21 protein-coding genes are annotated in these 21,690 nt (G+C 44.2%); 15 read left to right on the forward strand and 6 right to left on the reverse strand.

The genetic code is table 11. The features are described 5' to 3' along the window. The first annotated feature begins 69 nt into the window (after window positions 1–69). From O3Q51_05315 to O3Q51_05355, 9 genes are all read left to right on the forward strand, one after another. Complete coding sequence (locus O3Q51_05315) at window positions 70–447, forward strand: hypothetical protein (protein MCZ4408215.1); 378 nt, start codon at window positions 70–72, stop codon at window positions 445–447. Window positions 448–688: 241 nt separating this feature from the next. After that, window positions 689–4,102 carry a hypothetical protein gene (locus O3Q51_05320; GenBank protein MCZ4408216.1) on the forward strand — a complete coding sequence of 1,138 codons (3,414 nt, stop codon included), beginning with the start codon at window positions 689–691 and terminating at the stop codon, window positions 4,100–4,102. A 24-nt stretch (window positions 4,103–4,126) separates the two neighbouring features. Continuing rightward, window positions 4,127–4,861, forward strand: coding sequence for a hypothetical protein (locus O3Q51_05325; GenBank protein MCZ4408217.1), 735 nt, complete (start codon window positions 4,127–4,129; stop codon window positions 4,859–4,861). 205 nt (window positions 4,862–5,066) lie between these two features. Then, window positions 5,067–5,909 (forward strand): sulfurtransferase, encoded by an 843-nt coding sequence (locus tag O3Q51_05330; GenBank protein MCZ4408218.1) that lies wholly within the window; start codon window positions 5,067–5,069, stop codon window positions 5,907–5,909. Window positions 5,910–5,981: 72 nt separating this feature from the next. Further along, window positions 5,982–6,659, forward strand: a complete 678-nt coding sequence (locus O3Q51_05335) for a M24 family metallopeptidase (GenBank protein MCZ4408219.1) — start codon at window positions 5,982–5,984, stop codon at window positions 6,657–6,659. A gap of 112 nt (window positions 6,660–6,771) precedes the next feature. Continuing rightward, a complete protein-coding gene (locus tag O3Q51_05340; protein MCZ4408220.1) occupies window positions 6,772–7,749 on the forward strand; it encodes an SDR family NAD(P)-dependent oxidoreductase in 978 nt (325 codons plus the stop codon). 161 nt (window positions 7,750–7,910) lie between these two features. Further along, window positions 7,911–8,507 (forward strand): hypothetical protein, encoded by a 597-nt coding sequence (locus O3Q51_05345; protein MCZ4408221.1) that lies wholly within the window; start codon window positions 7,911–7,913, stop codon window positions 8,505–8,507. Window positions 8,508–8,718: 211 nt separating this feature from the next. Next, on the forward strand, window positions 8,719–10,086 hold the full coding sequence (locus O3Q51_05350) for a DEAD/DEAH box helicase (GenBank protein ID MCZ4408222.1): 1,368 nt from the start codon (window positions 8,719–8,721) through the stop codon (window positions 10,084–10,086). Window positions 10,087–10,198: 112 nt separating this feature from the next. Beyond that, on the forward strand, window positions 10,199–10,567 hold the full coding sequence (locus O3Q51_05355) for a diacylglycerol kinase family protein (GenBank protein ID MCZ4408223.1): 369 nt from the start codon (window positions 10,199–10,201) through the stop codon (window positions 10,565–10,567). A gap of 727 nt (window positions 10,568–11,294) precedes the next feature. Here O3Q51_05355 and O3Q51_05360 read toward each other — a convergent pair. Beyond that, window positions 11,295–12,848 (reverse strand): hypothetical protein, encoded by a 1,554-nt coding sequence (locus O3Q51_05360; GenBank protein MCZ4408224.1) that lies wholly within the window; start codon window positions 12,846–12,848, stop codon window positions 11,295–11,297. A 158-nt stretch (window positions 12,849–13,006) separates the two neighbouring features. Between O3Q51_05360 and O3Q51_05365 the strand changes: the two genes are divergently transcribed. From O3Q51_05365 to O3Q51_05390, 6 genes are all read left to right on the forward strand, one after another. Then, complete coding sequence (locus O3Q51_05365; GenBank protein ID MCZ4408225.1) at window positions 13,007–14,179, forward strand: 2-isopropylmalate synthase; 1,173 nt, start codon at window positions 13,007–13,009, stop codon at window positions 14,177–14,179. Between the two features lie 126 nt (window positions 14,180–14,305). Further along, on the forward strand, window positions 14,306–14,839 hold the full coding sequence (locus O3Q51_05370; protein MCZ4408226.1) for a YceI family protein: 534 nt from the start codon (window positions 14,306–14,308) through the stop codon (window positions 14,837–14,839). A gap of 4 nt (window positions 14,840–14,843) precedes the next feature. Next, window positions 14,844–15,239 carry a hypothetical protein gene (locus O3Q51_05375; GenBank protein ID MCZ4408227.1) on the forward strand — a complete coding sequence of 132 codons (396 nt, stop codon included), beginning with the start codon at window positions 14,844–14,846 and terminating at the stop codon, window positions 15,237–15,239. Window positions 15,240–15,267: 28 nt separating this feature from the next. Next, a complete protein-coding gene (locus O3Q51_05380) occupies window positions 15,268–15,975 on the forward strand; it encodes a hypothetical protein (GenBank protein ID MCZ4408228.1) in 708 nt (235 codons plus the stop codon). 267 nt (window positions 15,976–16,242) lie between these two features. Further along, window positions 16,243–16,719: a hypothetical protein gene (locus O3Q51_05385; protein ID MCZ4408229.1), complete on the forward strand. Its 477-nt coding sequence runs from the start codon at window positions 16,243–16,245 to the stop codon at window positions 16,717–16,719. A gap of 182 nt (window positions 16,720–16,901) precedes the next feature. Beyond that, window positions 16,902–17,756, forward strand: coding sequence for a hypothetical protein (locus tag O3Q51_05390; GenBank protein MCZ4408230.1), 855 nt, complete (start codon window positions 16,902–16,904; stop codon window positions 17,754–17,756). Window positions 17,757–17,817: 61 nt separating this feature from the next. Here O3Q51_05390 and O3Q51_05395 read toward each other — a convergent pair whose 3' ends face one another. The 5 genes from O3Q51_05395 to O3Q51_05415 all read right to left on the reverse strand — a co-directional run bounded on the left by O3Q51_05395 (window position 17,818) and on the right by O3Q51_05415 (window position 21,373). Next, window positions 17,818–18,459, reverse strand: a complete 642-nt coding sequence (locus tag O3Q51_05395; protein MCZ4408231.1) for a hypothetical protein — start codon at window positions 18,457–18,459, stop codon at window positions 17,818–17,820. After that, window positions 18,450–19,631, reverse strand: coding sequence for a hypothetical protein (locus O3Q51_05400; GenBank protein MCZ4408232.1), 1,182 nt, complete (start codon window positions 19,629–19,631; stop codon window positions 18,450–18,452). Before O3Q51_05400 ends, O3Q51_05395 begins: the two co-directional genes overlap by 10 nt. Window positions 19,632–19,750: 119 nt before the next feature. After that, window positions 19,751–20,602: a LytTR family DNA-binding domain-containing protein gene (locus O3Q51_05405; protein ID MCZ4408233.1), complete on the reverse strand. Its 852-nt coding sequence runs from the start codon at window positions 20,600–20,602 to the stop codon at window positions 19,751–19,753. Further along, window positions 20,599–20,973, reverse strand: coding sequence for a DUF2237 domain-containing protein (locus O3Q51_05410; protein ID MCZ4408234.1), 375 nt, complete (start codon window positions 20,971–20,973; stop codon window positions 20,599–20,601). Before O3Q51_05410 ends, O3Q51_05405 begins: the two co-directional genes overlap by 4 nt. Window positions 20,974–21,055: 82 nt before the next feature. Next, window positions 21,056–21,373: a rhodanese-like domain-containing protein gene (locus tag O3Q51_05415; protein MCZ4408235.1), complete on the reverse strand. Its 318-nt coding sequence runs from the start codon at window positions 21,371–21,373 to the stop codon at window positions 21,056–21,058. Between the last annotated feature and the right edge of the window lie 317 nt (window positions 21,374–21,690).

Below are 21,690 nucleotides of genomic sequence, written 5' to 3' on the forward strand. Positions count from 1 at the left end.
TATAAATTGAAGCAATACGATTTCACGAGACAAGGAGTCATTTTCTTGGTATTTGCCCTATTCCTGGGAATGATAACTACCCTGATATGGTTTTTCCTTCAGATCTTATTGGAGAGCCTGGGACTTTCATGTGTGGCTTCTTGGAATTGGCTAATTGGATTCGGAGCACTTTGCAGCGTTTCACTTCCCATACTCTTTTTTTATCGACACCTCACGCAAGAAACAGTAATGAAGTCTCGATTCACTGCTGATTTGCAACTTTTTAATTCTCTTGAATTTCTGAGTTTGCAAATAAGTCTGGTGTGGCTCTTCGCTGAGCCAGCCCAATTGTGCAACAGCAATGATCCCCAGCTAGTAGTGGTATTTTTGTATCCCACATTTATTGCTGTTCTGTTGATCGTATTCATTGCTTTTGTTTTTCAGGAAAGTGTGAGAAATGAATATTGACAGCATTATTGTTGTTCAATATAGAACTTGGGACTCTCTTATATTTCATCAGCTCAAAACACCAATGAAAAGATCTTCACATTGAGATTTACCTGAGCTAGAATCTGATCTTTGTTTTTCCAGAATGTACTTTGTGATGTAGTTTTTGTCTTCACCTTAGAATCTCCTTCATGGATTCCCCAATAAATTAGATATTAGCGATTCCGAATTAATTGTCAGTTTAACACTAATAAAGAATTTCATGTCGATTACGATTGAAGAGATCAACGAAGAGTCTTGGTTTAAAATACCCAATCACGATTCGTTGAGGCCGTTTTTTATGAGTATTGTCAGTGATTCCAATCATTGGATGTTCATTTCCAGCAATGGTGGCCTTACCGCGGGACGAAAGAATGCTGAACATGCCTTGTTTCCTTATTATTCTGACGATAAGATTACTGAGCTGGCGCACAATACGGGCCCCAAAACCATCTTTCAAGTCGAAACGGATGGTGGTACCCAAATCTGGGAACCCTTTTCAAATTTGAGTTCTGTAGAATTCAATACCACTCGAAATCTCTACAAGAATCGTCATGGGAATAAAGTTCTCTTTGAGGAAGTTAACCACGATCTGGACCTGACCTTCTGGTATGAGTGGTGCTCGAGCAATAGCTACGGCTTTGTGCGAAACGCTGCAATTATCAACGATGCCGACCGCAAGCAATCGGTCAATATGCTGGATGGTCTTCAAAATATCCTGCCTTACGGTGTAGATAGTGATTTGCAAAAGCGCCAAAGCAACTTGGTAGACGCCTACAAGCGCAGCGAGCTGGCCAAAGAGTCGGGTTTGGGCATATTTGCCCTGAGCGCCATCATAGTAGACCGAGCCGAGCCTAGCGAAGCCTTAAAGGCCAATACCGTTTGGTCGCTGGGGCTAAAAAACCCCAAACACCTGCTTTCGTCATTTCAATTGGCCGATTTCCGAAAAGGAAAGCCTGTAACGGAAGAGGCCGACATGAAAGGGGAGAAGGGAGCCTACTTCATCTCAGCACGTGTTAATCTGGCTCCGAAAGGAAAACAAGACTGGACCATGGTAGCCAATGTCAATCAATCGCAAGCCGATGTGATTGCCCTGAACCGAGAGATCATGACCAATAAAAAGCTTCGCGAAGAGGTATGGGCCAATGTGGAGCTGGGTACTGAAAACCTCAAATCCATAGTAGGAGCAGCCGATGGACTAGAGCTTACCTCTGATAGTCTGCGCGATACACGTCACTTTGCCAACGTGCTTTTTAATGTGATGCGCGGAGGAATCTTCGATCACAATTACCAAATAGAGAAGAAGGATTTCAGTGCGTACTTGGAAAAAGCCAACCGGGCATTGTTTGCCAAGCACCAATCTTTTGTTGACGGATTGGATGAGGTGTTTGATAAGTCAGTGCTCATGCAAAAGCTAGCTGCCATAAACGACAATGACCTTCTTCGCCTCAGCGAAGAATACCTCCCGCTGCGATTTAGCCGTCGACATGGCGATCCGAGTAGACCGTGGAACAAATTCTCCATCAATACCAATAGCGAGATAGATGGATCCAAAATCCTCGACTACGAAGGGAATTGGAGAGATATTTTCCAAAACTGGGAAGCACTGGTTCAATCATACCCCGACTTTATTGAGGGTATGATCTCCAAATTTCTCAATGCATCGACTTTTGATGGATACAACCCATACCGCGTTACCAAAGACGGTTTCGACTGGGAGATCAGCGAGCCGGACGATCCATGGTCGTATATCGGCTATTGGGGCGACCACCAGATTATCTACTTGCTGAAGTTTCTGGAATTTCATCGAGATTATCGCCCGTCGGGATTCAATGACCTTTTTGCAAAGAATTGTTTCGTTTATGCCAATGTGCCATACCGCATAAAGCCGTACAGCGAAATCATCAAAGACCCCAAAGATACCATCGAATTTGATGAAGAATCAGATAAAGCAATTCGTGAAAGCGTTGTAGAACTCGGCGCTGACGGTGCATTGCGCAGCAGCAGAAAAGATGCGATACACCGGGTGAACTTTATAGAGAAGATTTTGGCAACGGCACTTGCCAAGGTTTCCAACCTGATTCCCGAAGCGGGAATTTGGCTCAACACGCAACGCCCCGAGTGGAACGACGCCAACAATGCCTTAGTGGGCAATGGAGTTTCTATGGTGACGCTGTATTACTTGCGTCGCTTCTTGAAGTTTATGGACGAAGCACTCGACGATGTAAAAGACGAAAGAGTGGACCTCTCTGAGGAAATGTCTACCATGTTTACGCACATCCTCAATGTGCTGAAAGAGTATGAAGATACACTGGATGAGCCAATGGGTGACGAGTTGCGCAAAACCATCACCGAAGGCCTTGGTAAGGCAGCCAGTGACTTCCGTGAAAAAATTTATGACCATGGCTTCAGTGGCGACAAGGTTGGGGTAAAAGTGAGTGCCGTTCGGTACTTTGTATCCGTGGCGCTCAAATACATGGAGCATTCCATTAAAGCCAATCAACGCGAAGACAAGCTATACCACGCGTACAACTTGATGAGCATGACCGAAACAGGGATTTCCATCTCTTACCTTGATGAAATGCTAGAAGGTCAAGTAGCTGTGCTGAGTTCGGGAAGCTTGAGTTCGAAGGATGCCCTCGAAGTACTCAATGCACTTAGAAAAAGTGCACTCTACCGAAAAGATCAGAACAGCTATATCCTCTATCCGAATAAGCAATTGCCCGGGTTCTTGGAGAAGAACAACGTGGCAAAATATTCCATTGATAAGTCCAAGCTATTGCAAAGAATGATTATCAATAGAAATTCTCAAATCATTGTAAAAGATGTAGATGGAGGCTTTCACTTCAATGGTAACTTTAGGAATTCAAATGACCTGAAAGAAGGGTTGCAGGCCCTCTCCAATACGGAATATGCCCCTTTGGCAGAAGCCGAAGAATCTGTGATTCTCGATATCTTTGAGGAGGTATTCAATCACAAAGCCTTCACCGGTCGGTCGGGTACTTTCTTCGGCTATGAAGGTTTGGGTTCGATTTATTGGCACATGGTTTCGAAGTTGCACTTGGCAGTCTTCGAGGTATGCGAGCAAGCCCATTATGAAGACGGCGACAAGAAAACGAGAGACGCTTTGGCCCATCATTTCGATGAGATCGGTTTGGGAATAGGTTTGTACAAAGAACCCAAGCTTTACGGCGCTTTTCCAACAGATCCGTACTCTCATACGCCCTGGCATCGCGGAGCTCAACAGCCCGGTATGACAGGTCAGGTCAAAGAGGATGTCTTGGTTCGCTTTGGAGAATTGGGTATTGCCATTGGCGACGGACGATTGAAATTCGACCCGTTCCTGCTCAAGAAAACAGAGTTCTTGGCTGATGCTGAGAGTTTTGAATACAGCTCTCTCAACCAAGAACTTACTGACGTGAACCTGCCGGCGCATTCCTTAGGGTTCACGTGTTGTCAAGTACCTGTTACCTATCATCTCAGTGGTGATGCTGGATTGAAGATAGAAATGAACGATGGTAGCGTTTTGGAAATGATCGGAAACGAGCTGGACAGCGAAAACTCAACGGCTATCTTTCATCGAACGGGAAAAGTTAAATCCATCACTGTCTCTATACCTGAAGAACAATTGAGATAGTCCTTTTGAGTTTGGGTTAGAAGCATGGCATACTTAAAAACCGTTGCACTCTTTCTGTTTTTCTTTGGCTCCCTTTTCGCGAAAGCAGAATACAACGGGTACCACATAGAGTTTGATTTGACGCTTAGCTCGGGAGAGACTGTACACGGTTATCAATACCTCACAGGCTATATTTCCACATCTGACGATATGTCGCTGGAAGAGTATATCGAGGGAAGAAAAGATCTCCTTCTCAACAATCACTTTCAAGATGGGCTGGGGGACTACGCCTTTTTTCAAAATCGGATCAAGTATGAATGGGGAGGCACCCCCGGGAATCGACACTTCATCTTTACATTGATAGATAAACAGTCCATTGACACCGCTGCCGTAAGAAGCATTGCTGTCTCGGAGATCATTCCCTATTCGTATATAACGGGCGTCGTGAGCACACACCAGATGGCCGATACGGTTTGGATGAAGGCAGATCATCTCGAGTACCGCACTTTCGGAGGATACCTTTGTTCCTACCAACTCTTCTTTCATGAATGGAATACTGATCTCGAAAAGGCAATTGCCGATGCCGAAACTCAACTAAAGAAAGTCGAGGACGAAATAGCGCAACTCGAAGAAGACTTGAAATACGTCGATGGAACGGAATACCACGAAATTGAAGCACAAATCGAAGAACTGACAGAATCTCTTGACCAAATAGCTTCAGATGCTCTCGTTCCGTTCTTTGATTACAAAGTCGTGATCATTGGGGAGTGTACTTGCTAGGATCAAACTTAACCGAAGAATTGAGTTCTAGGATTGTCTCCCTCCGGTGGGAGTGGATTTGGTAATGTTTAGGGAGCCAAAGACGAGGGAGGACATCTTAAAATGAATTTGACACGCAAAGTAAGCTTCAATCTCAAATCAGATGATTCTACATCCTCGATTGACTGCTAAAATTCCCTTTCTTTGGTAATCAGAAGATTCTTCAATGAAAACCAGCTTACACCCACTCTTATCAGCTTCCGACCTGGAGGCACTTCTTGACTCAACTGATCTTATATTAATCGATGCGGGGGCAGGCGCTCCTGCCAAGGAATCATACGCTAAGAGGCACATCAAAGGAGCGATATACATTGATTTGAACGAAGATCTCTCTGAAATAAAAGAAGATGCAGCTGATGGTGGCCGACATCCTTTGCCTACAGCAACCGACTTTGGAAATATGCTGGGGAAGGTAGGAATTAGGCAAGGTAGCCATGTGGTGATCTACGACGATAAAGGCGGAGCAAATGCCGCTGCACGTTTATGGTGGATGCTGCGCTCCATCGGACACGAAAAAGCACAAGTGCTCAACGGCGGACTCCAAGCCGCCGAGCATCAAGGCTTGCCGGTCAACGATGCGAAGGACAAGGTCGAATCCACAGAAGCTTATCCCGTAACCGATTGGCAATGGCCTACCTCGACTATTGATGAGGTTGAAAGATCTTCCATCACCCGCCAATCAGTGATCATCGACGTGCGCGAAGCGTATCGCTACAAAGGTGAGTCGGAGCCTATCGATCTAGTAGCCGGACATATTCCCGGAGCGGTCAATATTCCCCTGCAAGAAAATTTGGACGAGAACGGTCTGTTCCTGTCGCCATCATTGCTTCGAAAAAAGTACGGAGCCATTCTGCATGAATACGATGCCACCATCCACTGCGGATCGGGCGTAACGGCTTGCCACACCATACTGGCCCTGGTTTCCGCAGGATTTAAGATCCCCAAACTTTACGTAGGTAGCTGGAGCGAGTGGAGCCGAAATGGAAAGCCGATCGGGAAAGAGATTTGAACGGACTTAGCAGATCGCTCTGAATTTCAAAAGCCACAAACGGCCTTATATTGCAGTCAAAATTGAATTTCCTTGAATACCACCCTCCAAAACCTGATCGAAGCAGAGCGCAAAGCTGAGCTGCTCTTCCAAGCCATTGAAGGCCGCCGGCTCGTTGAGGCGGGAAAAACAGAGAAACAACTCAACGAAGCGGTATTCGCATTGGCCGACGAACTCCTTGGCATCAAGAAGTTCTGGCACAAGCGCATCGTACGGGCCGGTAAGAATACCCTATTGCCTTACCACGACAATCCGCCCGACCTCACCATCCAAGACGACGATATCCTCTTCTTCGACTTCGGGCCAATCTTCGAAGAGTGGGAAGCCGATTTGGGCAAGACCTACGTTATCGGAAAGGACGAGCGAAAGCACAAACTAAAACGAGATGTAGAACTGGCTTGGCACGAAGGTAAAGCCTACTACGATCAATACAAAGATTCCTTGACGGGAGCCGACTTTTACCAATACACTTCCGAATTGGCCAAGAAGTATGGCTGGGATTATGGCAATATCCACTGTGGACACTTGATTGGTAAGTTCCCGCATGAGAAGATAGTAGGAGAGGACGAGATCAATTATATCCATCCCAATAACCACAAGAAAATGAGTGCCCTCGACCAAAACGGTCATGAGCGGTTTTGGATTTACGAGATCCACCTGATCGATCGAGAGTTGGAGATCGGCGGGTTTTTTGAGCAACTGCTTTCTTAATGATTCGGCATTGATCCAAAGACCAATAGCCATTGATCGAATATGCAACTCCTAAATTATCCATTAAGATTACTAATCATTTCCCGATCTTTAGGAAAATAAAAACTGAATTATGTCTACTACCATAGAAACCAAACACCTCCCTACAGTCATTGCCGACCACTCCCAAGACATGACCGGCAAGGTCATTGTCATAACGGGTACCACCTCAGGCACGGGATACATCTGTGCCCGCGAAGTAGCCAAGAAAGGGGCGAAGGTGGTTCTCCTCAATCGGAAAAGTGAGCGCGCGGAAAAGGCGATCAAAGAACTCCAATCTGAAGTTCCCGATGGTCAATTCGAATCCATTGAATGCGACTTGCAAAGTTTTTCCAGCGTCGAAGATGCCATTGCATGGATCAAGTCCAAATACGACGTTATTGATGCATTGGTCAACAATGCAGGAGTGATGGCTTTGGAAGACAGAGCCACTGCTGATGGGTACGACGTACAGATGCAAACCAACGTGCTTTCGCACTTTTTACTCACCAAAGAGCTCTTTCCACTAATTGCGAAAAGCAAAGAAGGGAGAATCGTGAATCACAGCTCGGGAGCGCGACTTGGAGGTCCGCTACAGAGCGAATACTTCGGGAAGAACGGTGGCAACCTCGGTGGTGACGGAACTGAAGAAGAAAACTTTCAGTTTCAAGGTCCGCGGTGGGAGCGCTACCACCAAACTAAATTGGCCAATGCCGTCTTTACTTACGTCCTTAAGGATAAGTTGGAGCAGGCAGACATAAAGAATGTGATGGCACTTCTTGCTCATCCTGGTTTGGCCCTCACGCAGCTTCAAGTCACATCAGCCTCTACGGGTGGAATGGACAAAGACGCTGAATTTATGAACCAAGCCCAATCTGCAGAAGATGGTGCAGCGGGCATTATCAGAGCCGCCATGGACCCCGAGGCCGAGTCGGGAAACTTCTACGGTCCTGCGGCAGGATGGAGCGGATTCCCCGAGGTGTTAACTCCTGAAGAGTTGCTCTATAACCCCGAGAATATTCAAACCTTTTGGGAAGGCTGCGAAAAAGCCGTGGGAACCTTTGAGTTTTAGATTCCGCCATGAATAGGACGCTCGATGTCATTTCACTTTACACGGTTCTCGGCATTTCGAAAATGGCCATGCTTGCTTTTGGGAAATGCTCTTGATCGACAAGGTGATAGCGTACTCTTTGCGTAACCTGTACCTTTCACTACTTTTTAAATGTTAAACAAATGACAAGCGAGCTCATTGTCAAAATTGATTCATTTTACGATCAGCCTGTCGAAAAGCAAGATGATACGCTGCGAGAGGTGCTCGCCTTCGCCAATGCTAATCCTCAGAAGTTCAAAGAGATCATTCACAATGAAGAGTTCAACGAGTTGAATCAACTTCCGATCTATTATGAAGCACTATCGCATGATCTGGACAATTGGAGCGACTTCTTTTTGGAGGAGCTGAACCGATTGCTGGCAGCAGCGCGTAAATCTGCAAGGCCCAGGACCGTTTTGAATCATATTCAGGAATTTTCGTTCATAAAAGCTGATCAATTCAAGTACAGCAATGACTTTATTGAAATTTTGAAAAAAGAACTGGACAATCCCCACCCGACGTTTCGGTATTGCGCTATAAGCGGCATTGCCGATTTTATGGAAAGGAACGATCATGACTTGATCGATCACTTGAAGAAGCACCTTCATGATCCAAATTGGCGTGTGCGGTATTGGACCCGATTGACCGTAGAAGATTTAACGAAAGGGTCGAAACCTCCAAAACTCTTAATCGCAGATCGGCTCAGAGCAGTTTTTATGAGCCCTTTGGATTTTGAATAGGCCTTCATTCTCATTGAAATAATACAACTGCCTCGATCAAAGCTCGAGTTAAGAATGATCTTTGCACCCATGTGTTATATCACTCTTTGGTTGACATCAGTCAAATCCGAAAACAGTTGGGTACCTTCGCAGGCTGAATTCTTTGTTTGAGAGAATCATGGACCAAACAACCCGAATTGATGGGTAGCTCAAACGGGTAGAAGAAAATGTAATGGTAGAGAACGGCATGCAAACCTTCGAAGATTTCAAGATCAAAAAGCAATTGTTTAATGCCATTGCTGACTTAGGTTTTGAGAAACCGACGCCCATTCAGTTGGAGTCGTATTCAGCGATTTTGGCAGGGCGCGATTTTGTGGGAATCGCCCAAACGGGAACAGGTAAAACCATGGCCTACTTGCTTCCCATCTTGCAAGACTTAAAGTATTCCGAACAGCCCCACCCGCGGATTTTGATATTGGTGCCCACCAGAGAGTTGGTGATCCAAATCGTAAAGGAAATTGAAAAACTAACGGCCTACCTGAGTGTGCGGACGCTGGGCGTATACGGAGGTACAAATATCAACACGCAGAAAAAAGCAATAGTAGAGGGCCTCGATATCATAGTGGGTACACCGCGACGACTCTATGACTTGGCGCTCACCAATGTTTTGCGACTCAATTCTGTCAAAAAGCTAGTGATTGATGAGGCAGACATCATGCTCGACTTTGGCTACAAGACTCAGCTGAGAAACATCTTTGATTACCTGCCATCGAAAAGGCAAAACATACTCTTCTCGGCCACGATGACCACTTATGTTGATGAATTGATCGATGGTTTTCTTGTCAATCCCGAGAAGAAAACGATCTCTATCAGCGGAACGCCTTTGGACACCATCAGCCAAGAGGCTTATTCGGTGCCCAATTTTTACACCAAGGTCAACTTGCTGAATCATCTCCTGGCAGACAAGGAGGCTTACGGCAAGGTTTTGATCTTTGTAGCTACCAGGGTGGCCGCCGACCGACTTTTCGAAACTTTGGAGTTCGGTTCTGAGTTGGCGCTTATTCACTCGGGGAAAGAGCAGAACTACCGCAGCAAATCCATTGAGCGATTTGAAGACGGCACAAGCAGAATCCTGATAGCTACTGATGTGATATCAAGAGGAATTGACATCGAGAAGGTGGGCACCGTCATCAGTTTCGACACACCACACTACCCCGAAAACTACATTCACCGCATCGGCCGTACGGGAAGGGCAGAGCAGGAGGGAAGGTCCATACTCTTACACAGGGAGAAAGAGACAGACCAGAAGGGAGCCATCGAAAGCTTGATGAATTACTCCATTCCCGTCACCCCATTTCCCATGGAGGTGCAGGTAACCACCCAACTCACTCCCGAAGAAAAGCCCAAGATCGAGGAGCCCGTTGAGTCGCCACACAAGGATTTATCCATTGCCGTGGGGCCCTCATTTCACGAGAAGTCGGCCAAGAATAGCAAAGAAAAAGCCACCGAGAAGGCTTACCACCGCAAGTTGAAGGAGAAGTACAAGAAGCCCCAGAAGCGCGGTGACAAGATTCAAAACAGGAAGAAGAAGGGGAGGTAAGGACGCTTTGGAGGCTTTACTTTTTGTAGCCGAACAATTAAACATCAAAGTCCGTGTTTTTAACTTATTCGCGTATTCAATCTTTGAGAGAAATGAAATAAAAGTAAACGCTTTGAAGAAAAGACTCCATAGTTTTAAATATGCCTTTGAGGGGTTTAGAACGCTTCTTAAGGAAGAACCGAATTCAAGAATTCACCTCGTGGCTGCTGCAATTGCTATTGCTGCGGGTTTCTTTTTTGGCATAACACAATCGGAATGGATCGCATTACTCTTCGCGATAGGCTTTGTGTTTGCCATGGAGTTGTTGAATAGCGCCATTGAGAATCTTTCGGATCTGGTTTCTCCGGAGAAAAACAGTTTTATCAAAAAAGCCAAAGACCAAGCCGCTGCAGCAGTTCTGATCTCGGCGATTGTATCCTTTGGAATTGGTTTGATTATTTTCATTCCAAAAATCATCTTACTGATGGAGGTGATGAGTTAGCACTGCCAAAGCCCCGTCATCATTACCTGATTCGATTCTCGTATAGAAAGTCACATTCCCTATTTTGGGATCGAAAAAAACCACCAATTGGAGGCAGGTACACTATATCTCATAAGCCGGATAACACGCACTCGAGTGCGTATTATCCGAGTACTGAAATACTTGGATGACTTTTAGGGTATAGTAGACTATTTAGAAGAAATTGACCAGCCTTCGTTCGGGTTTAACACGAGGGATTGTAGCTCAATACTGATTAAGTCCAAAACTAGAGATTGAACTCGAAGTTCAATTTTCAAGTGGCATAGAAGCATTTTTGAGGGGGTTAGTTTAAGACTATTTATAGAGCTCGAAATTGGAGAGCCATTGGTTGAGACAAATGAACTTATCAGCATGAGAGCAAATTACATTATCTACAACAATAGGAGTGATAGCGTCGAGTTTAATGTTCTCGATTTGGAAGGTAACATTAGGAACCGAACAAGGCGTAGCTTGGCGCCTTATTCATTCTACAGGGTGAGTACCACCTAGGAGAAAATTATTTCATCGAAGTATTGGTTGATGACTCTTGCTACAAAGTATATCGGCATAGCAAAGAGGAGTACCTTATCGTAAACTAGTCGAGATAACGGAACACTCGAATAAAATAAAGCCGCCGTAGATGATACGGCGGCTTTTCCCTTATTTCTTAATGCTGCAATCTCTGCCAACGTTTCTTAAACCCGGCCTTTCAAGATCGTCCCAAGAGTTTGGTTTTTTCTGTTATCACGCTGCTTACGGGACGATTTTCAATTTTGCTCTCCAGCCAGGAGATTAAGTCGAGGTAAAGGAAGGCGCGCTTCTCGTAGGGATGAGTCTCGTAGATCTTAAGTCTGATCAGTAGCTGTTCAAATTCAGTTTTGAGTTGATGGGGTAGGACATTACCCAAATCTAGTTGGCGTAAAAAGCGAATGATTTCCTGTTGGACTTCATGCAACTCGTTCATCTTGATCAAGTACTTGTAAGTGCTCTTTAAGTAACTATCAAAATTCTCATCCAATCCAGCTTCGTAGCGGGCCAGCAAGTTCAAAATCCTGGCAAAGCACATCAGGTCTTCGCGCATGCTCAAGTCTTTGTTAGTAATGATCTTTTCCAAGTAAGCAATGCAGAGCGCATGATTGCCCATCCCGAAATAGAGACAGGCGATTTTGTAGTAAAACAGCATAACGTGATGATCGTCCAATCGGTCGCGGTGCACTTCGATCCCTTCATCGATCCCAGCTACAAGATAGCGCCCATCCGTGAATGACCCATCCAAGAAGTGCAGGTTAAGTTTATTGATATAGATGTATAGAAAGGATAAAGCAGCATTGTTTTCGTTTATGGGAAATCGTTTGTCTCCAATCGTTTTCTCAAGTGCTTGCAGCGACGCTTTAAACTTCGACACATGACGCATCAGGAAGAGCGACTCGAGCAGGTAATGATTGCCTTTAAGGAACCAAACGGGGTTTTGAACGATCATTTTGGTATCGGCGTAAAAAAGCTCCACCCAGCGGGTAGCATTTTTGTAACTCGCCAAAACATTTTGGGTCAAAAGGCTATGCCACAAATTGGCCTTGTAAAACCAAAGCTTCTCTCTAAAACCCAATTGGTTCCGCTGGATTTCCGGCATTCGTTCATGGAAGAAGCTAGTCAAGCGCTGCATTTCGGCATCATTCTTTGCATATCCCGATTTTAGCATGATGCCATAAAGCTGCAAAGACAGATTGGATAGCCGTCCGGCAATTGTATTCATTTGGCTCAGCTCATTGGCTTCAGTCACCAGTTGGTCTGCACGGCCGCTTATACTTCTGGTAATGTATTGTGATTCAATTACCTTTTCAAATTCGACGATCTCGAGTGCGATGGATTTCTGTTCGTTTTCTATGGCCAGAAGTTTTGCTTTTTCCAGCAACTTCAGGCTCTGCTTGTAGAGCCCTTTTTGGTAGAGGATTACGGCAAAGTCGAGCTGCTCACGAAGCTGTATGCGTATGTTTTGATGAGATGGAGACAGGCGAAGGCTAACCAATATTTGACGGTACAAGTGGGCCTTCAGATTAGGGAGCTGCTGTTTCTTTACAATTCCTGACTTTAGGATGGCTTCTTCATCGTATTCAGCGGCTTTTTCAAGGTGACTGAATAAAGCCATAAACTTGGATTCAGAATTTACCCCAAGTCTGTTTACATATAGTTTGAATTGGCGCTTTTCAGACTTCGTAAGTGCCTTGATCAATATATACAGGGAGTCTTTGTGCCGCTTGATCATCGTATTAAATCCACGTTTAGTTAGCTGCTTATCAGTCATGTGATAAGCATTAATGGTGTTTAAACATTGTAAGATCAGTGGGTGGGCACTGCACTAAAAGTAAGGAAGACTTTAAGTTCGCGCGAAACAAATCTATCATTTGGCCTTAAATTATCGATATGAGTGTAGAGAAAGTTCAAATTTTTGACACTACCCTACGGGATGGAGAGCAGGTACCGGGTTGTAAACTAGATACAGCGCAAAAGTTGGTTATAGCTCGAAGGCTTGATGAATTAGGAGTAGATATAATAGAAGCAGGTTTTCCTATTTCCAGTCCCGGAGATTTTAAGTCAGTTCAGGCCATTGCCAAGACAGTAAAGAACGCCACCGTTTGTGGGCTATCAAGAGCGGTAAAGAGTGATATAGAAGCAGCAGCAAGAGCACTTGAACATGCCGTAAAGCCACGCATCCACACAGGTATTGGAACGTCAGACTCTCATATCAAGCACAAATTCAATGCAACGCGAGAGGAAGTTGTGGAAAGAGCCATAGAAGCCGTTGCTTATGCGAAGTCCTTTGTAGATGATGTGGAGTTTTACGCAGAAGATGCAGGTCGTACCGACAATGAATTTCTGGCGTATATCTGTTCTCAAGCCATTGCAGCAGGAGCTACAGTATTGAATATTCCCGATACTACGGGCTATTGCCTTCCCCATGATTATGGGGCTAAAATCAAATACTTAAAAGAGAATGTGGTAGGGATTGAGAAAGCAATTATCTCTTGCCATTGCCATAATGATTTAGGTTTGGCTACAGCCAATTCCATTTCAGGGGTGATGAATGGAGCGAGGCAAATCGAATGCACCATAAACGGAATAGGGGAGAGAGCCGGAAATACATCTTTAGAAGAGGTAGTCATGGTACTTCGTCAGCATCCCCTTTTGAATTTGGATACGGGAGTAAAATCTAAACTGCTCTACGGCACCAGTACCATGGTTTCTGAGATTATGGGCATACCCGTGCAGCCGAATAAGGCCATTGTCGGTGCAAATGCTTTTGCGCACAGCTCGGGCATTCACCAAGATGGAATGATCAAGAATCGCGAGACTTACGAAATCATTAATCCTACAGATGTTGGGGTTTCCGATTCTGCTATCATCCTTACTGCTCGCAGTGGACGTGCTGCACTGGCTTACAGAGCCAAGAAGTTAGGCTACGAATTGACCAAGCTCCAGCTAGATGATGTCTATGAGGAATTTCTGGAATTTGCAGACCGTCTGCGTGAGGTAGAAGATGAAAACATTCATCAAATCATGGAAAACTGCCTGAGTCCGGTTAAGAAAATGGCCTGATGTAATTCTGGGCTATTCGCAAGAAGTTAGCCCATCTGTCAAAGAATGAAGATACATTGATTTCTTAACCTGCATCAATGGATTGCATTATCTTAGTCTTCATCTTTGGCAAAAAAATAAGTCATCATGAAAAAGTTCAAAACCCTTATTCCGGCAGGTTTAATCCTCGTGCTATCAGCTTATACTACTATTGAGTCCACCAACTGGGTCATTGCGGACGGACATGCCATAAACTTTTCGGGAACTGATGCTGAAGGTGTATTTGCCTCCATGTCAGGAGATGTTCAATGGGATGAAGCCGATTTGACGGCATCGACTTGTGCACTTAAAATCGATGTAAACTCCATCAATACGGGCAATGGAATGAAAAACAAACACGCCAAAAGCGATAAGTGGTTTGATGCCGAAACATATCCCTACATTGAATTCATATCCGACACCTTCACAAAAACCGCATCAGGTTATGAAGCTACCGGTACCCTGAAAATGCGCGGAATCGAAAAAGAAGTAACCATTCCATTCACTTTTGAAGACGATACCTTCAAGGCCATGTTTTCGGTCAATCGCCTGGATTATGAAATAGGCAGCATGAAAGGCATGATGAAGAAGGTGTCCAACGAGATTAAACTCGATGTGTCTATTCCCGTAACTAAAAATTAAGAGCATGAAGGTTCAATTATTCCATGGATTGGCAGCAGGACTCTTATCAGGAATTGCGGGTGTGGTATACCAGTCCGTTTATGAAAATGCTATGTACCTCGATTTCAGCAAAGTGATCAATGTAGGATCAATTATTGGCGCCTCTGTTTTTGGGTGTCTTCTCATGGCAATTGGGTATTGGTTATTGGGCAAATTCAAGAAGCCTAATCTCAAGGTTTGGTTGAATGCACTGATCGTGGTTTTGAGCTTCGCCAGTATTCTAAGTCCATTGGCCATGACGTTACCGCTGGATGTCGAATTTCCCGAGCTATTTCCGGGGCTGGCCATTCCAATGCATTTTTTTCCTGCTCTGGTGTTTTTTGGTTTAGATCCTGTTTTCAGTAAGCACGCAGAGGTATAGGACGCCGAGTGCAGCAAGCTAGTCTAATATGAAATACACCAAGCTCAATAGAAATTGGAATGCTGATCCAGGCGCTCCTGATCTAAAGGTATCGCCGATTGATGGAGGAATTCAATTATCATTTGTTTTGGATCCCAAGGGCTTTGAGCATATCGATGAGGGCGAGATGGGCAAAGTCCTACTCGATCGAGTATATGCATACACGTTGGATCCGACTGATCAGAATGTATACGTAGACGGCAACTTTAGATTTCAGAACGACCAACTTCCTTGGGGAGAGTTTTATGAGCTTCCGAATATCAATTGGAAGGATTTCCCCGAGGATAAAAAGGTGCTGGATGACCAAATTGATAAGAAAGAACTGAGACACTTCATCTTCTTTTTTAGGGACCAAATTTTTGAATGTCTTGCTATGGATTGCAGCTTCAAATATGACAACGGACTAATGGAGCTTCTGGAGGAGAAGTATCCGAAGGGATACCTCAATCATTACTTGACCATGTTTGCCTCCCAATTTGAAAAGCCTTCCCGCGAAAACTTTAGAATGTACACGGATTTGTACATTCAAATGGAAGGCAAGAAGGAGTTTGCTGATTTGAAGGCTGAGCTTCAAATGGTCAAGAAAAACAGTGATTTAGGCCTCTATCTGAAGTTTGGAAATAGTCTTGAAATTTTTGGCCTTGGCCAAAAGCAAATCGATGAAATGGTCAGGGAGATTGAAAAATTCAAAGGTTGATATAGATTCATCAACGGCTTTCTTTTGAGATGCTTTTTATCACTCTCTTGTTGTTAAGGAATGTAAAGGCTTGAAAAAATCTACTGATGCTATTGAGCGAAATGTAGGAAAGTCTAATTGGTTAACCCAAGAATATTGGTATTTGTAAATTAAGAATCTAAGTTTACCGATTCATAGTGTGGTTCGATGATTGGTTAATTCCGAAAACTCTACCCTGAAAATTCAATAATTATTGAAATCAGTTTTTAATCTCATATCAGAATAGACATGAATGACGCACATCTTCATTTAATCGTAAATCACTTTCCTATTGTGGGCTTGTTTATTGGAACCCTCGTGCTTATTGCCGGGTTGTTGCTAAAAAAAACAGAAGTAAAACTTACCGCTTTCGGAATCTATATTTTTAGTGCCATTGCATCTGCGATGGCCAATAAAACCGGTGAAGAAGCTGAAGAGATTCTTGAAGAGATTGCCGGTATTAGTCATTCACTCATACATACTCATGAAGAGTATGCGGAGACGTTCTTAGTCCTTGCTATGATCTTAGGAGCATTGTCTTTGATTGGATTCATAGCAGAAGTAAAAAAACTCAAGTTCGCCAATTTTCTCACAGTTCTCATTCTTTTGTTTGCCATTGCAGCGGGTGTCTCAGCGACATATGTAGGAACCAGCGGTGGTGAGATCAGGCATACTGAGATTAGAGACGATGCCGCAGTGGTGGAACACGAAAGTGACGACGATTAGAGGTCTACTTTCCTTGATTTCTTAGCGGAATTCTAGCTTTTGTGTGGTCAACTTGGATTTTAACTAGTTTTGTACGCAAATAATCTAGCATTACTAACGATCAAGCCCGGCATGCAAACGATAGGGTAGGTATTCGGATATGGAATTCCATATTCATGATATCTGCAGGTTTGCTTTATTGAATGAGATTTTTCCTTCTGGTTTTACTATCCGTCTCCTTTTCTCATATTGGGCTCGGTCAAACGGCAGATTTACAGCATAATAGCTCTAAAAGGGGTAGCCTATATTTCTATTGGGGTTGGAACCAAGATTGGTTTACCAAATCTGATTTACACTTTAGTGGAACTGACTATGATTTCACTTTAAAAGATGTAGTCTCCGCCGATCGACAGTCCGACTTTTCAGTTGATGCCTATTTGAATCCCACAGTCATGACCATTCCGCAATACAATTTTCGGATAGGTTATTACTTTAAGAATGATTGGGATATTTCTTTTGGAATCGACCACATGAAGTATGTGATGAAGAATTATCAAACAGTAAAAATATCGGGAGAAATAAGCACTAATCGATCTGATTACGACGGATTATATGATAACGATGACATCGTTTTGGATGAGGATTTCTTGAAGTTTGAGCATACAGACGGGCTAAATTATCTGAACATTGAGCTCAGGCATACTGACGTAATTTTTGAGAAGAACAAAGTTCAAATTAACTTGATTGAAGGTATAGGAGGTGGAATTCTCTTGCCAAAGACCAACACCACTCTATGGGGAACAGATCGGTATGACGAGTTTCACCTATCGGGTTATGGAATAGGAGCTGTTCTTGGAGTCAACTTCACTTTCTTCAATGGATTCTTTATTCAGTCTGAGGTGAAAGGAGGGTTTATCGATTTGCCGAAGGTGAGAACGACAACTTCTTCCGCTGATAAAGCCAATCACAACTTCTTTTTCACTCAGGTAAATGTTGTGTTTGGCGGAATCATACAGACCAAGCGAAGGCCAAAGAGCCCTAAAGCTTCGGTTGAATAGTGCTGGGAATTGGACCGAAGTTGAATTAATAAAAAGTATTGTATGAGGACAATACTATCACTTAAGACTTAGCCACAGTCTTGGTTTTCCTTTTGTAAAATCTCCTGATTCCGAGTATAATAAGGGGCGTTCCTATAACTGTAGGGCCGAGCCAGATCACTAGTGGATGTAGTGAGTCTAAATTTGGAAAGTTGGTTACTAAAAATGCGGTTATGGCTGCGATCAGTGCCCCACCCATTCTGCCACCGTGTTTACCTGCGGCCTTATCAGGAGTGGTTTTCAAAACTAAGTCAGTGAAGGATAAAGTAGCGAGAATTCCTCCCAAGACATATAGAATAATCGCTCCCAAAGGGTTGATAATCCCAATGTAGATCATATAAGCCGCTGTGAGAATTCCCGCTGCCCCGATAGCTTTTGTCAGTTTTAGCTTTTTGTCAAATGGCATTCGCCTGATCCATACCCATCCCGAGCTTACTAAGTAGAGCGTGAAGAAGCCGATACCTAGCAGAAATGGATTAGGGTGGAAAATGGAAAGGGCCACTGCGATTGCTGCAGATGTCGCCATAGATAGTGCAAAGACTTTTCCGAAATTACTGTGCCTTTTACTTCCCTTTTTGAGAAAAGCGGAAATCAAGCCTGTTGCGAGCGCAAGACCTCCAGTGGCGATATGTGCATAAAGTATGTACTCGTATTTTATTTCCATCTGCTAGGGTAAATTACCATTTGTATAAAATTAATTTCCAAATTTCTGCCGGTGGCATTGGCAATATCCGCATTCGAATCGGATTGGATCAAATAGCGCAAGTTGGTGCGCAAAATCCAAGCTTCGGTATCGGTAGGGCGAATGTCCCACCCAAAGGAAATGCCGTAAGAAAGCGCCGAATAGTCGTCTTGGATCTTTGGCAAGTCACCATCGTTGATTTCTGCCTTTATATAGTCACTTCCCACGCTGAATCCGAGAAAAGGAACAAAACCTTTGTAATCGAAAAGGAATTTGAATCCCTCTAAGCCAAGTCGGTGTTGTCTGATGATGTAATCTAGACTGTAAGCTTCATCTTGTAGCTTCATAGGCCGCCACGAAGCGCGAACTCCTGCATCCAATTCATGGAAGTAATAGCCCACGGCAACATCGGGATATAAGGTCAAAGGTGGTCTGTCGGGCATAAAGTCGTATGCTTCGAGCATGGGCACATCGCTTACCGATACATTTGCCGAAAGGCCGATGGCTACGTTCCATGTGCTGAGCTTTCCCTCTTCTGCAAAACCATCGTAGCGTTGCTTTACGTCTGCTTTCGATTTCTCGGAAGAAAGATTAGCAGTGGTATCGAAGTACTTTTTCAATGCAATGGACAATCCGAAATCCGATGCTTCGATCGGTGCACTGCCTTCTCGGGAAATGGCGTAGTTCACTTCATTGTTAAAGACGTGATGCGTCGAAAGCTCCAGGGTATAAAAAGAACCGAAGACAATATTGAGCCCTACTTCCAATCCAAAACGACTGGTTTCGAAAAGCGGTCCATCGCCGATGCGCAATTCAGGAGTGATCCATTGAACTCCAATGAAAGGTCGTGGTCCTTTTCGGCTTAAGCCAAATGGCAAGTAGCGAAAGCCCGTGATTACTCCCTCGCTGTAGTGCCAATCCTCGCCGCCGATACGAGAGGTGAACAACGGTATGGAAATGTAGAAATCGGCTTTTTGCCAAAAGTGAGTACCTCCCATGAGCAAGCGCCCTGCCATGTATTCGGGTGAGTTTGACCCACCGAAAGCATCCAATTGAGCCCCTACATATGTCTGGGCAAATTTGTACTTGTCCTTTTGTCCGTATCCCGAAACGGAAGTCATCAAGATCACTATCGCTGCAAATATCTTTTCCATGTCGCAAATGATTTCATACAATGATACGGGCACAAAGCCGCTGATGGCAAACCAAAGGGACGAATGGGAAGGGTTTGGTATTGTTGGGAAGGAATGGGACGAACGGGAAGGTTGGTTTCTCAGCCGGATGTTTTCTTTAGCTCCGAATCAAACGACTTGAGCTTTCCTCGGCTGACCAGTGCCACCACTTCAGAATGGAGAAAAGTCAACGTATATCCCCGAGCATTTCCGTCGACGTGATTGACCAGCGACATATTGACAATCCACGATCTGTGCGTCCGAAAGAATCCATGGGGCAATTCTTGCTCAGTAGCGTTCAGCGATTTCCGAATCAACACCGCCTTTCCTTCTTTCCGATGAATTTCGATGTAGTTGCCCGAACTCTCGATAGCCAATACGTCCTTGGCACTTCCCTGAAACGCCACCTCTCCATCTTCTCCTGAGATACTCAGTATTGAAGAAGTAAGAGTAATTCCCTGCCTTTCTGCAATGATTCGATTGTCGTCGAATACTGCTTTGACATTTCGGTGGTGGTAGATGTTTTGCCTCACCAATGCCTGAATGGCAATAGGAATAATGCCAATGGCAAAAGTAAATCCCACAAAAAGAATGAACGTATCAAAGCTCCAAGGAAAGAAATCCATGTAGCAACTCAAAAGGAAGTTGCCAACGGCAATGAGCAACACATTACACATGGAATGGGTAATCTCCCTGCCAACAGTCCACTTTTGATCGTTGTAAAACTGCCCGAAGAGAAAAGGGAAAATCATTTGAGTGATCAGCAGAAAGCTCAGTGTAACCAATCCGTATAAAGCCGCAACGGCCAATAAACCTTCTTCCAGCTGGTTAAGACCAAAAGGTTTGAACACGAAGAGAAAACCAAATACGAAAAAGGCAATGAGAAATGCCGACCTCAGACGCTGAGACTTTTCGACAAGAGGCGGGAAAGGGCGCTGAAGTACCCTGATCATTCCACTGTTTTGTACGCGTGCTCGATCAGCTCATCCATGCTCACATACTCCAAGGTCTTCTCATTGGTAGCTTCCAATATCACCTTCGGTGCGGCTCCATGGCGATAGGCTTCTTGCCACCTCAAAGCACAAAGGCACCAGTGGTCTCCAGGCTTTAGGCCTGGAAACTCGAATTCCGGAACAGGAGTCGATAGATCATTGCCCATGGCTTTGGTAAAACGCAAGAACTCGAGCGTCATGATACAGCAAACCGTATGAGTTCCTTGATCTTCATTGCCTGTGCTGCAACAGCCGTTTCTGTAAAACCCTGTCATAGGGTTCGTGCTGCAGGTAATGAGTTTTTCGCCGAAAACGTTAAGGTCTTGTTCCATATTGGACAAATCTAGCCAATGGAAATTAATTTAAGAACTGGACAAACGGAAATGAGAAAGTCGCCGGAGCTTTATGCTTTCATCAGTACTTAGCTACCGTCGAGTCTATTTCGTCGCTGTACGCGAGTATTCCACCTTCCAAATTGTATAAATTATCAAATCCTTGGTTTTGTTCAAGGTATTGAATGGCATTGGCACTTCTTACGCCACTGCGGCACATAATCACTACTTTTTTATCCTTGGCTATCTCTTCCAATTTCTCGGTGATGTATTGCATGGGAATGAGTATTCCACCTAGGTTTGATATTTCGTACTCGTAGCGTTCACGAACATCTACGAGTTGGAAGTTTTCTTTATTCTCTATCCACTGTTGTAATTCTGCGGGGCTGATTTCTTTCATGATTCAGATAGATTTCATTGTCAATAGACAAACGTAAGCCAAAGGTATAATCTTCATTGGTCAAAAGAGCAATCATGGTTTAATTTTAAGATAGATTTCATATTGAGGTCAAATAAGATGAAAGATCGTTCAATGCATTGGCGCATTTCTGAAAAATTATTCAAAACCAGGCTGAGTGATTTATGCGTTTAATAAATTACCAAAAGTGACACCTCGAGTAGCATCTCTTTCCGAAAAGATAGCGAAATTGCACCATACTATTTAGATGTTGAAACGAAACTGGAATTGCCTCGAATACTACCAAAGTCGATCAACTC

It is taken from the genome of Cryomorphaceae bacterium 1068 (assembly GCA_027214385.1).
Lineage (GTDB): Bacteria > Bacteroidota > Bacteroidia > Flavobacteriales_D > Cryomorphaceae > JAKVAV01.